The sequence below is a fragment of the Streptomyces sp. NPDC050560 genome, assembly GCF_044457285.1.
Classification (GTDB): Bacteria; Actinomycetota; Actinomycetes; order Streptomycetales; family Streptomycetaceae; genus Streptomyces.
The window spans coordinates 322,911-335,001 of the sequence record NZ_JBITGT010000005.1; the positions used below are offsets into that span (position 1 = coordinate 322,911).

At 75.2% G+C, this 12,091-nt stretch carries 11 protein-coding genes; 5 read left to right on the forward strand and 6 right to left on the reverse strand.

Annotated elements, in window-relative coordinates; all coding sequences use genetic code 11:
* Window positions 1-88: 88 nt before the first annotated feature.
* Entirely contained in the window at window positions 89-985 is an 897-nt protein-coding gene (locus ACIBIW_RS13635; RefSeq protein WP_399335408.1) for an alpha/beta fold hydrolase, read from the reverse strand.
* 311 nt (window positions 986-1,296) lie between these two features.
* On the reverse strand, window positions 1,297-2,832 hold the full coding sequence (locus tag ACIBIW_RS13640) for a DEAD/DEAH box helicase (RefSeq protein ID WP_399335410.1): 1,536 nt from the start codon (window positions 2,830-2,832) through the stop codon (window positions 1,297-1,299).
* A 489-nt stretch (window positions 2,833-3,321) separates the two neighbouring features.
* Here ACIBIW_RS13640 and ACIBIW_RS13645 point away from each other — a divergent pair, with 489 nt between their 5' ends.
* Window positions 3,322-4,059: a ferritin-like fold-containing protein gene (locus tag ACIBIW_RS13645; protein WP_399335412.1), complete on the forward strand. Its 738-nt coding sequence runs from the start codon at window positions 3,322-3,324 to the stop codon at window positions 4,057-4,059.
* A gap of 65 nt (window positions 4,060-4,124) precedes the next feature.
* Here ACIBIW_RS13645 and ACIBIW_RS13650 read toward each other — a convergent pair whose 3' ends face one another.
* From ACIBIW_RS13650 to ACIBIW_RS13665, 4 genes are all read right to left on the reverse strand, one after another.
* A complete protein-coding gene (locus ACIBIW_RS13650) occupies window positions 4,125-4,382 on the reverse strand; it encodes a hypothetical protein (protein WP_399335414.1) in 258 nt (85 codons plus the stop codon).
* Between the two features lie 238 nt (window positions 4,383-4,620).
* On the reverse strand, window positions 4,621-4,848 hold the full coding sequence (locus ACIBIW_RS13655) for a DUF3107 domain-containing protein (RefSeq protein WP_399335416.1): 228 nt from the start codon (window positions 4,846-4,848) through the stop codon (window positions 4,621-4,623).
* A gap of 140 nt (window positions 4,849-4,988) precedes the next feature.
* A complete protein-coding gene (locus tag ACIBIW_RS13660) occupies window positions 4,989-5,636 on the reverse strand; it encodes a TetR/AcrR family transcriptional regulator (protein ID WP_399335418.1) in 648 nt (215 codons plus the stop codon).
* A gap of 249 nt (window positions 5,637-5,885) precedes the next feature.
* The gene (locus tag ACIBIW_RS13665; RefSeq protein ID WP_399335420.1) at window positions 5,886-6,194 is read right to left on the reverse strand and encodes a hypothetical protein; all 309 of its coding nucleotides are present in this window, start codon (window positions 6,192-6,194) and stop codon (window positions 5,886-5,888) included.
* A 400-nt stretch (window positions 6,195-6,594) separates the two neighbouring features.
* On the opposite strand from ACIBIW_RS13665, the gene ACIBIW_RS13670 reads away from it, so the two are divergent.
* The 4 genes from ACIBIW_RS13670 to ACIBIW_RS13685 all read left to right on the forward strand — a co-directional run bounded on the left by ACIBIW_RS13670 (window position 6,595) and on the right by ACIBIW_RS13685 (window position 12,039).
* On the forward strand, window positions 6,595-7,572 hold the full coding sequence (locus ACIBIW_RS13670) for an alpha/beta fold hydrolase (protein ID WP_399335422.1): 978 nt from the start codon (window positions 6,595-6,597) through the stop codon (window positions 7,570-7,572).
* A gap of 8 nt (window positions 7,573-7,580) precedes the next feature.
* A complete protein-coding gene (locus tag ACIBIW_RS13675; RefSeq protein ID WP_399335424.1) occupies window positions 7,581-9,002 on the forward strand; it encodes a DUF3152 domain-containing protein in 1,422 nt (473 codons plus the stop codon).
* A gap of 314 nt (window positions 9,003-9,316) precedes the next feature.
* Window positions 9,317-10,936 (forward strand): GT4 family glycosyltransferase PelF, encoded by a 1,620-nt coding sequence (gene pelF, locus ACIBIW_RS13680; RefSeq protein WP_399335426.1) that lies wholly within the window; start codon window positions 9,317-9,319, stop codon window positions 10,934-10,936.
* The gene (locus tag ACIBIW_RS13685) at window positions 10,933-12,039 is read left to right on the forward strand and encodes a hypothetical protein (protein WP_399335428.1); all 1,107 of its coding nucleotides are present in this window, start codon (window positions 10,933-10,935) and stop codon (window positions 12,037-12,039) included. The genes pelF and ACIBIW_RS13685 overlap by 4 nt, the downstream gene beginning before the upstream one ends.
* Window positions 12,040-12,091 lie beyond the last annotated feature (52 nt).

A 12,091-nucleotide genomic window follows, 5' to 3' on the forward strand; every position in this document is an offset into this window, starting at 1 on the left:
TCAGAGGGGGCGGCTCTGCGGGGGCGGTTGCGGACGGCGCGGTTCTGCGGGCGCGGGCTCTGCGGAGCCGCGCGCGTCGGCCCTCCGGTCAGTCCCCTGCCGCCGGGGCGTGACCGCATAGGTCCCAGAAGTCCGCCAGTGCCTCGGCGGTCTCCTTGGGCCGGTCGGTGTTGGGGGAGTGCTCGGCGCCCGCCACGACCGTCCTGCGCGCCCCGAGGCGCCGCGCCATCTCGTCGAGCAGCGGCACGGGCCAGGCGTCGTCACGCTCGCCCGACAGCACATGGACAGGCAGCGGTACGGCCGCGAGCTGTGCGACCCGGTCGGGCTCCTCGCGGAGCTGGCGCGCCGCCGCGAGCAACTCGGCCGGGCTGCCCGCCATCCAGCGGCGGCGCAGATCCTCGGCGTCGTGCTCCACGATGCCCGCGGCGCCGTCCCCGGCGGCCGAGTCGGCGGCTTCGAGCTGCTGCTTCAGCTCCCACACCCGCGCCATGCCCATGACCGGCAGGGCGTCGAGCAGCAGCCGCAGCCGCTCCTGCTGGGAGGGCGCCACCGCGGCGGGCCCCGAGGCCATCAGCGTCAGCGAGCACAGCGGCCGGTGGTCGAGCAGCGCCGCGGCGCGCGCCACCAGGCCGCCGAAGGAGTGACCCACCAGATGTACGGGCCCCGGACCGAGGGCGGCCGCCTGGGCGAGGGCGTCGCGAGCCAGCTCGTCCTGTGCGTACGGGCCCTCGTCGGACTCGGGCCCACGGGACTCGTACTGCCCCCGTCCGTCGACCGCGACCGTGCGGTAGCCACGGGCCGCGAGGGGGGCGAGGAGCGCCGTGAAGTCCTCCTTGCTGCCCATGATGCCGGGCAGCAGCAGGGCGCTCCCGCGCGTGGCACCGGGGGCGGCGGGCGCCTCGATCGCGGCGAAAGTGCCACGGGGGGTGGCCAGCGACAGGGCCGCGGCGCCCGGCGGCACCGCGAAGGTCAGGGGGCGGCTCATGGGGCCGAGACTAGCGGGGGCACCTTGCGGGGGAGCTGAGATCGGTCAGACGTTCGAGATCGATCCGCTGAAGAAACGCGAAAGCCCCGGGAAACCCGCTGTTCGGAGGCTCGGAGGCTCGGAGGCTCGGAGGCACGGAGGCACGGAGGCACGGAGGCACGGAGGCACGGAGGCACGGAGGCACGGAGACCGGTGAGCCCGGAGGACCGGAAAACGGGAAAGCCCGGAAGCCGGGAGCCCCGGGCCCCGGGAGCCTCCGGAGACAGAGCCGTGGCCCGCCGCCCTGGGGCGGCGGGCCACGGTCGTCCTGGTCAGCCCTCGGTGGAGGGGGACCTACGGGTGCGGCGGCGGCGCGGCTTGTCCTGCGCGGGTGCCGCCTCGGCCGGCTCCCCGCCCGTCTCCGTGGCGGAGGCCGCCGCGGCGGCCTCTCCTGCGCGGGTGCGCCGACGGCGCCGTACCGTGCGCGGCTGCTCGGTGGCGACGGGCGCGTCGGCGACGGCGTCCGCGGCGGGTGCCGCGTCGGCGTCGGCCGTGGCCTCGGGCACGTCGCCGAGCGGCGCGCCCCCGCGGGTCCTGCGGCGGCGCCTTGGCGTACGCGCCGGGCGCTCGCGCTCGGCGGGCGCGGACTTCGCGCGCCCGCGCGGCCCCCTGCCGCCGGTCTCGCCCAGGTCCTCGACCTCCTCGGCCGCGAGACCCGCGCGGGTGCGCTCCGAGCGGGGGAGCACGCCCTTGGTGCCCTCGGGGATCTTCAGCTCCTCGAAGAAGTGCGGGGAGGTGGAGTACGTCTCGGGCGGGTCGCTGAAGGCCAGGTCGAGCGCCTTGTTGATGAGCTGCCAGCGCGGGATGTCGTCCCAGTCCACCAGGGTGACGGCGTTGCCCGACGCCCCGGCGCGGCCGGTGCGGCCGATGCGGTGGAGGTAGGTCTTCTCGTCCTCGGGCGACTGGTAGTTGATCACATGGGTGACGCCCTCGACGTCGATGCCGCGGGCGGCGACGTCGGTGCAGACCAGGACGTCCACCTTGCCGTTGCGGAAGGCGCGCAGCGCCTGCTCGCGGGCGCCCTGCCCGAGGTCGCCGTGGACCGCGCCCGCGGCGAACCCGCGGCGCTGGAGCTGTTCGGCGATGTCGGCGGCGGTCCGCTTGGTGCGGCAGAAGATCATCGCGAGGCCGCGGCCCTCGGCCTGGAGGATGCGCGCGACCATCTCCGGCTTGTCCATGGAGTGCGCGCGGTAGACGAACTGCGCGGTGTTGGCCACGGTGGCGCCGGTGTCGTCGGGGGCCGCCGCGCGGATGTGCGTGGGCTGCGACATATAGCGGCGCGCGAGGCCGATGACGGCGCCCGGCATGGTGGCCGAGAACAGCATCGTCTGTCGGCGCGTCGGGAGCATGTCAATGATCTTCTCGACGTCGGGCAGGAAGCCGAGATCCAGCATCTCGTCGGCCTCGTCGAGCACCAGGCACCTGACGTGGCCGAGGTTGAGCTTCTTCTGGCCCGCCAGGTCGAGCAGCCGCCCGGGGGTGCCGACGACGACGTCCACGCCCTTGCGGAGCGCCTCGACCTGGGGTTCGTAGGCCCGGCCGCCGTAGATGGCGCTGACGCGCACGTTACGTACCTTGCCCGCCGTGAGCAGGTCGTTGGTGACCTGGGTGCACAGCTCGCGGGTGGGCACGACGACGAGGGCCTGCGGCGCGTCGGTGAGCCGGTCGGGCGCGGCGCGCCCCGCCTCGACGTCCGCGGGGACGGTGACGCACTCCAGCAGGGGGAGCCCGAAACCGAGCGTCTTGCCGGTGCCGGTCTTGGCCTGGCCGATCACGTCGGTGCCGGAGAGGGCGACCGGGAGCGTCATCTCCTGGATCGGGAAGGGCGTGACGATGCCGACGGCCTCAAGGGCCTCGGCGGTCTCGGAGAGGATTCCGAGATCTCGGAAAGTTGTACGTTGCGTAGTCAGGGTGTTGCCTCTTCTGTGAGGTGCGGCGCGAGGCGAACGTCGGGGGTCGTGACCGTGCCGGGACGACCGGCCGCCCGTGAGGCTGGCCTGGTGGCACGGGACCACTGCCGACGCTTCGAGCACTCGTTCCGCTGAGGGCCCCTCTTCTGCACTCGCTGTGGGGAGCGGCATCGGAGGGCTGTCTGGTCGGAGCCGATCGGCCTCCGACCGGGCATCCTCATACTCGGGCCGACCGTGCCGCACGAGAAATTCGAACACCATGGCCGGGCCCAATACCACCATACCGCTAATTCACGCAGGCGCCATGGCCGAATGCGTCACGTACCCGTCGGGACCGTGGGCGACCGGGCCCTTCCGGGGCGCGCGGGGCGGGCTATTGTGCCCGGTATGACGACGCCTGGAAAAGCCGCCGACGCGCCCGCACCGACCACCGCGATCGCCGCCAGGACCTGGGACGAGGCGGCGGTCGACCCGCAGTACAGGGCGGCCGTGGTGGATCTTCTCGGGGCGCTCGCCTACGGGGAACTCGCGGCTTTCGAGCGGCTCGCAGAAGACGCGAAACTCGCTCCGACACTCTCGGACAAGGCGGCGCTGGCGAAGATGGCGTCGGCCGAGTTCCAGCACTTCGCGCGGCTCGCCGAGCGGCTTGAGGGGATCGGGGAGGAGCCCACCAGGGCCATGGAGCCCTTTGTGGCCGCCCTCGACGGCTTCCACCGGCAGACGGCACCTTCGGACTGGCTTGAGGGCCTGGTGAAGGCGTACGTCGGCGACTCCATCGCGAGCGACTTCTACCGCGAGGTCGCGGTGCGGCTCGACTCCGACACCCGGGACCTCGTGCTGGCGGTGCTGGACGACACAGGCCACGCCAGCTTCGCCGTGGAGAAGGTGCGTGCGGCGATCGACGCGGACCCCAGGGTCGGCGGCAGGCTCGCGCTGTGGGCGCGGCGGCTGATGGGCGAGGCGCTCTCGCAGTCCCAGCGGGTGGTCGCGGACCGGGACGCGCTGTCGACGATGCTGGTCGGGGGCGTCGCCGACGGCTTCGACCTGGCGGAGGTCGGACGGATGTTCTCCCGGATCACCGAGGCGCACACCAAGCGGATGGCCGCCCTGGGGCTCGCCGCCTGAGCACTCGCGTACCGGCCGCCGCGCGTGCGGCGCAGCGCCTGGCACGGGACGCCGCATGACGGCTGCTACACGGCGGCCGGTACGCGGCTGGGGCGCAGCAGCAGCGAGAGCGCCGCGGCGCCCAGCGCGAGGGCGCCGAGCAGGGTGAGCCCCGGGTGTCCCGGGCCGAGCGCCGAGTGCGTCACGAAGGCGCCGAGCAGGGCGCCGGCCGCGCCCGTCGGCAGCAGCACGAGCCGGGGCGGCATGCGGTGCGGCAGCCACAGCGCGGCGAGGGACGCGAGGACGAGCCCGAGCAGCAGGGAACCCAGCGCTTCCACGATCATGGTGATCCTCCCCGCACGCGGTCGGTGGCGTCTCGATCACGTTCGGTTTACCCGTGTCCTTTGCCGCGCAACCCTGCCCGCGGGGTGAACCGTGGCCCCGCCGCGCCGGGATGGGTCCCCCAACACACGTGAACGGCCCGGCGGTTGGTCCGCGGGGCCGTTCACCTGTCTGCCGTTGTCCGGGAGCGCCGCAGGGCGCGCGACCCGGATGCTCGCGCCCCCCCTGGGGCGCGGGTCCTCACAGGGCGCTGAAGCCCACCTTGCGCGCCGTCGGCTCGCCGATCTCCACATAGGCAAGGCGCTCGGCGGGCACCAGGACCTTGCGCCCGTGGTCGTCCACGAGGCTCAGCAGTTGCGCCTTGCCCGAGAGCGCCTCGGAGACGGCGGACTCGACCTCCTCGGCGGTCTGTCCGCTCTCCAGAACGATCTCGCGGGGCGCGTGCTGCACGCCGATCTTGACCTCCACGGCTTTGTCCCTCCGACGGTCGGTGTGGTGCGAAGTTGCGCGGTCGACCGCGCCGTACCCGCACACACTAGCCCGGCCGGGGATCACCGTGAGCTGCCTGTCGGCACGCCGGTAGCGAACAGCCCCGCGGGGGCGGCGCGTCAGCGGTTCTGCTGCTCGGTGCCGTGCAGCGGGAAGCCGGCGATGCCGCGCCACGCGAGCGACGTCAGCAGGCCGACCGCGGTCTCGCGCGGGATGCCGCGCTCGCTGGAGAGCCAGTACCTGGCCACCACCTGGGAGACGCCGCCGAGCCCCACGGCGAGCAGCATGGACTCGTCCTTGGGCAGGCCGGTGTCCTCGGCGATGACCTCCGAGATGGCCTCGGCGCACTGGAGGCTCACCCGGTCGACCCGCTCGCGCACCGCGGGCTCGTTCGTCAGGTCGGACTCGAACACGAGCCGGAAGGCGCCGCCCTCGTCCTGGACGTAGGCGAAGTACGCGTCCATGGTGGCCGCGACCCGCTGCTTGTTGTCCGTGGTCGAGGCAAGCGCCGAGCGCACCGCGTGCAGCAGCGACTCGCAGTGCTGGTCCAGGAGGGCCAGGTAGAGGTCGAGCTTGCCGGGGAAGTGCTGGTACAGCACCGGCTTGCTGACGCCCGCCCGCTCGGCGATGTCGTCCATCGCGGCGGCGTGGTAGCCCTGCGCGACGAAGACCTCCTGCGCGGCGCCCAGGAGCTGGTTGCGGCGGGCGCGACGTGGCAGGCGGGTGCCACGTGGGCGTACCGCCTCTGTCTGCTCCATCGCTGTCACGCCGCCTCCCAGGGTTGTCCAACGCGGTGGGGACCGCCCCGCCATCGTACTTTTCGGTAACCGTGCCGCGCTCGGTGCGGACGGAGAATTTCACAGGCCGGACGGTGCAGATAGCGGGATGGAGTCGACCAAACACGGGCAGGTCGCACCCGCTCCCGCCGGGCCGGTCCGTGGTGAGGCCCCGCCGCGGCCGGCCGGTACGCGCGTATGGCCGCCGTCCCGCGCGTCACCGGCGGGCCGCGGCGGCCGTCACCTGTAGTCGTCCTCGTCCAGTTCGACGACGCGGCCCTGCTCGGCCCGGTCCGCCTCCGCGGCGTTGTCGGGGTCGCCCTCGGGCAGCTCGTCGGCCGGGGCGGGGGCGGCGTCCGCGTACTGCTCCGCGGTGTCCTCCTCCGGCGCCTCCACGCCCAGCTCGACGTCGTCGCCCCGCGCGCCGCGCTCGGCGTAGTCGTCGTGGTCGGCGTAGCCGTCGGGCTCCGCGGCGCGCTCGTCGAGGCCGCGGTGTGCGGTGTGCTCGTGGGCCTGGTCCGCGTCGCGCTTGATGGGTTCCGTGGTCATCTGCTCGCTTCCCTCGGCTGGTGTCGGATTCCGCTCGCCGGTGTCCGGTCGCGATCGGCTGCTTTCGTCAGTGGTCGGTTCTCGCTGTCTATAGAGGGGCCACCTCCTGTCGGCGGTTGTCGCCCGCGGTCGGGTTCCGCCGGTCGCGGTCCACCGCCCCGGCCGCCGCCCTCCCGTGCGTGGGCGCGGACCCTGCGGGTGCCCGCTGGCGCGGCATCCCTGCCTCCGAATTGCCGCCCCTCCCGTCCGGAGGCCGTCCGGCGCCGCCCCGGTCGCTTCGGGGCGGTTCGCCCGTTCCGTTCCCGCCTATCGAGCCTAGGAGACGCCGCTTCCGTCTGCCAGGCGATCCTGTGACCGCGAACACACGACCGGTGGCGTGATCACCTCGTAACATTGCGGCATGCCTGGGACCGAACCATCGCCCGTGACCGCCACCGCCACCCCCGTCGTGGGCCCCGCGGACGGTGCGGCGGGGGAGGAAGTCAGCTCGGTGGCGCTCCGGGGCGCCACCCTGTGTGTACGGTCGCGCCCCGCGGCCACCGCGGGCCTGCCCCCCGCCCTGTACGTGCACGGGATGGGCGGCTCCTCGCAGAACTGGTCGGCGCTGATGCCCCTGCTCGACGGGGTGGTGGCGAGCGAGGCCGTCGACCTGCCGGGCTTCGGCGACTCACCGCCGCCGGACGACGGCGCGTACTCCGTCGCAGGCCAGGCCCGGGTGGTGACCCGCTACCTGGAGAGCCGCGGGTACGGACCCGTGCACCTCTTCGGCAACTCCCTGGGCGGCGCGATCGCCACGCGCGTGGCCGCGACCCGCCCCGACCTGGTCCGCACCCTGGTCCTGATCTCGCCCGCGCTGCCCGAACTGGCCCCGCAGCGCTCGGCGCTGCCGACCGGCATGCTCGCGATCCCGGGCGCCGCGGCCCTGTTCAACAGGCTCACCCGGGACTGGACGGTCGAGCAGCGGGTGCGCGGCGTCCTCGCGCTGAACTACGGCGATCCCGCGCGTGTCACCCCCGAGGGCCTGGGGATGGCCGCCAAGGAGATGGAACGCCGCCTGTCGCAGCCGTACTTCTGGGACGCGATGACCCGCACCGCGCGCGGCATCGTCGACGCGTACACCATCGGCGGCCAGCACAACCTGTGGCGGCAGGCGGAGCGCGTGCTCGCCCCGACGTTCCTCGTCTACGGCGGCCGGGACCAGCTCGTGAGCTACCGCATGGCACGCAAGGCGCTGCGCCGCTTCCGCGACGCCAGGCTGCTGACCCTGCCGGAGGCCGGACACGTCGCGATGATGGAATACCCGCACCTGGTCGCGAGAGGCGTCCGGGAGTTCCTGGCCGACATGGACGAGCCGGGCCGTACCGGCATGGGGAGCTGACGGATCGCGTGGGACGGCACAGCCGCAGGGGACCGGCCGACAACGGCGACACACCCGCGGCCCCGGGCACGGGCCGCCGCAGACGCAGAGGCGTCGAGGACACCCCCGCCCACGGCACGCCACGGGCCGTCACGGACGGCGGCGAGCAGCGCCAGGGGCCGAACGGGAGCGGTGTGCGCGGCGGCCACCCCGAGCAGCGCGAGGAGGGCGGCGGCTGGGGCCTGCTCGACGGCGCCCCGCGCGGCCCGCGGCCGGGACCCGGGCAGGGAGCGGTACGCCCGGGCGGGCGCCCCCCGCTGCTGCCCGGCCCGCGCACCGGCCCCCGCAAGGAGTACCTGGACGCCTTCGACGGCCCTGAAGCCCTCTCAGGAGCAAGGGGTGCCGGGGGCGCCGCACGCGGCGCCGACGGCATCGACGGCATTGACGACACCGACGAGCTGGACGTCTTCTCGCCCCGCCGCGGCCTCGCGCCCGCCGTCCCCCCGCCCCGCGGCCCCGGCGGCAGGCCGGGCCCGGGCCGCGCCGCGGACGGCTCCCCGGCGGGCGGGGCCGGAGCGGCCGACGGCGGGGGCGGTGACGACACCGACGACACCGACGACACCGACGACGCCGACGGCGACCAGCCGCGCCGCAAGGGCCCGAAGGGCCGCACCTACACCGGGATCGCCGCCGCCGCGGTGACCACGGTGCTCGCGGTGGTCGTGGCCGGGCAGGTCACCAGGGGCTCGGGCGGCGACAGCGCGGCGGGCGCCACCGACGGCGACAGGAGCACCGCGGGCAGCGCCTCGCGCTCCGAGAACCGCCCCTCGCCCGCGGCCCCGTCCGCGGCACCGCTCACCTACGACCAGAAGATGGCGAAGCGGTACCCGCTGGCGCCGAAGGCGAAGGGCTCGGGGACGTTCGACACGGTGCCCGGCGCGGACAAGGCGCCGGGCAAGGGGAGGCTCTTCCGCTACCGGGTCGACGTCGAGCGCGGCCTCGGGCTCGACGGGCAGCTCTTCGCGAAGGCCGTGCAGTTGACCCTCAACGACAAGCGGAGCTGGGCCCACGACGACCGGGCCTTCGAGCGGGTCTCCTCGGGCAAGCCCGACTTCGTGATCACCCTGGCCTCGCCCGGCACCACCGACGTGTGGTGCCGCAAGTCCGGTCTCGACATCACCGAGGACAACGTCTCCTGCGACTCGGCCGCCACCGACCGCGTCATGATCAACGCCTACCGCTGGGCGCAGGGCGCCGAGACCTACGGCGACCGCCTCCACCCGTACCGGCAGATGCTGATCAACCACGAGGTGGGCCACCGGCTCGGCTTCAACCACGTCCTGTGCAGCGTCAACGGCTCCCTCGCGCCCGTCATGCAGCAGCAGACCAAGTTCCTCTCCCACGACGGCATCACCTGCAAGGCGAACCCCTGGCCCTTCCCGCACGCCTGACGCCCGAACAACTGACGCCCGAACGTCTGACGGGCGGTCCGCGCCCCGCGCGTGGGAGGGCCGCGCCGCGGGTGCGCGCGCAGGCGCCCGAACGGCGCCCGCGCGTCCCGCACGCGGCCGCTGACGCACCGCCGCCGTCCGCCTCCGTAGCGCTACCGAACGCCGCCGCGCTGGGAAAGTTACTCCCGTTCACCCCTTTTGATGGCGCGATGGACAACCGTCCGTCGCGCCACCCGTCTGTCCGCTTACGTTCGTCCCGCCGCGAGCCGCCGGGGCAACGGCGGCTCCACCAACGGGAGATCAGGAGTACTGGCGTGCGCATCGGACTGCTCACCGAGGGTGGCTACCCGTATGTGTCCGGTGAGGCGACCCTCTGGTGTGACCGTCTCGTGCACGGCCTCGCCCAGCACGAGTTCGACCTCTACGCGCTCGGGCGCACCCCCGAGCAGCAGCGCGCGGGCCTCATGGCCGTGCCCGACCAGGTGCGCCGGACGTTCGCCAGCCCGCTGTGGGCGCCGCCCGAGGGCCCCGAGGCCCGCGGCAGGCGCGCGCGCCGCCGCTTCAGGGAGCACTACGGCGAACTGGCCACCTGCCTCACGGAACCTGAGGGCGAAGCCACCCTGGCGGACCGTTTCGGCGCCGCCCTGCGCGGCCTCGCCGACCTCGCCTGGGACCACGGCGTCCTCACGGGGCTGCTCCGCTCCGAGACCGCCGTGCGGGTGCTCGAGCGCGCCTGCCACCGCCATGGCGCGCCCCGCGCGGCCCGCGGCGCCGACGTCGCCGACCTGCTCACGGTCGCCGCCGCGACCGAGCGCGCGCTGCGGCCGCTCTCGCTCGACTGGTACGACGACCACGCCCTCGCAGCCGCCGACGTCTGCCACGCCGCCTCGGGCGGGCCCGCGGCCCTCCCCGGCGTGCTCGCCCGGCACTACTTCGGCGTGCCCCTCCTCGTCAGCGAGTACGGCGTCCAGCTCCGCGCCCACTACCTGCGCAGGGACACGGGCACCCCCGCGGTGCGCGCCCTGCTCGCCGCCCTCCACGGCCGCCTCGCCACCGAGACGTACCGCACCGCGTCCCTCGTCACCTCGGGCACCGCGCACGCCGAGCGCTGGCAGCGGCGCTGCGGGGCCGACCCCCGCAGGCTCCGCACCGTCCACCCCGGCCTCGACGCCGCCCGCTTCGACGAGGCCGCGGAGAACGGCAGCGGCGGCGACCCCGACACCCTCGTCTGGGTCGGCAGGATCGCCCCCGCGAAGGACCTCGACACCCTGCTGCGCGCCTTCGCCCTGCTGCGCGCGCGCCGCCCCGCCGCCCGCCTCAGGCTGATCGGCGCGAACGGCGCGAACGGCGCGAACGGCGCGAACGGCGCCTCCGACGGCTACCTCGCGCACTGCCGCGCCCTGGCCGCCCGCATCCTCCCCGCGGGCGCCGTCACCTTCGAGGACATCCACGACCCCGCCACCCCGGAGCTGGCCGACGCCTACACCGCGGGCGCCGTCGTCGTGCTCTCCAGCACCGTCGAGGGCTTCCCCATCAGCCTCGTCGAGGCGATGTTCTGCGGCTGCGCCACCGTCTCCACCGACACCGGCGCCGTCCCCGAGATCATCGGCGGCACCGGGCTCGTGGTGCCGCCCCGCGACCCCGCCGCCCTCGCCGACGCCTGCGCCGGCCTGCTCGGCGACCCCGAGCGCCGCGCCCTGCTCGGCGCGGCGGCACGCGCGCGTGCGCTCGAACTGTTCACCGTCGAGCAGAACGTCGCCGCCTTCCACGCCCTCTACCTCGACCTCGTCTCGCACTGCCCCGCCGCGCCCGCGCCCACCCCCTTCGCCAGGCCCGCGGAGGCACGCGTCCCGGTCGACTGGACTCCGGGCCCGCCGCTCGCCGCCGCGGGCGCGTACCAGGCCCCCGCGGCGGCCGTAGGAGCGCAGCGATGACCGACACCCGCCCCGCCGCCGCCCACGCGCCCCGTACGCGCGCCGCCGTCGGCGACCCCGTCAAGGCCCTGCTCCAGCGCCACCGCGACCTGTGCGCGGGCGCCGTCGACCCGCTGGAGATCGCGGCCGCACTTGAGGCCAGGGGCCTCACCGACCGCGCCGCAGGCCGCTTCCGGCACCGCACCGTCTTCTCCCTCGCCGAGGAGCTGTACGCGCGCGTGTCCCACGACCACCCGCACCCCGTGGCCCCCGCCCCGCCCACCGCGCCGCTCGCGGGCCCCGGCGCCCACTGGCCGCTGCGGGCGCTCGCGCCAGGGCTGGTGTGCGCCCTCGCCGTCACCGCGCTGCGCGCCGCAGACGGCCGTGCCCACCTGGCGCTCGCCGTCGCGGCGCCCGTCGCCGCCGCGCTCGCGCTGCGGGCCGCGGTGCGGCGCGGGCCGCTCGCCACCCGGCGGCCCGCGACGACCGCCACGCGCGTGTGGACGTGCTGGCTCATCGCGTACGCGGCCCTCGGTGACGCCTTCCTGGACGCCGCGCTCGGCGGCGGGCCCGACACCACCTGGCCGCTGGCCCCGGCCCCCGTCGTCGGCCTCGCGTTCGCCGTCCTGCCCGCCGCGCTCTGCGCCCGTCTCTTCGACCGGCTCGCCGCCCGCCGTATCGGAGGGGGCCGCGGGCTCGCCGAGTTCGCGTCCACGGTGCGGCCCCTGCTCTGCTGCGTCTGCGCGCTGTTCCTCGCCGCCCTCGCGGCCCTGCTCGCCCTCGCGGGCTCCGTCTACCACGCGCCGCGGCCGCTGCTCGGCGCCGGTGCCCTCGGGACGCTGCTGATGCTCGCCAGGCTGCTCATGGCACACGGCTTCACCCGCGCGCCCGGGCTGATGATCAACGCCGCCGGCGCCGCGGAAGTCCTCGCCCTCGCCCTCGTCTTCGCGGCGCGGCTGCCCGGCTGCCACGCCCTCGACGCCCCCGTCGAGCGGGCCGTGGCCGCCGCGGGCACCGCCGCGCTGCCCGGCGCCGTCTGCGGCGCCGCCGCCCTCGTCCTGCTCGGACACGCCATACGCACCCTGCCGCGCGCGTCGGCCCACACCCCGCGAGACCCGGCGTGACCCGTCTCGCCCCGCGACCGCCACGCCCCCCGCACCACCCGAAGGAGAACCC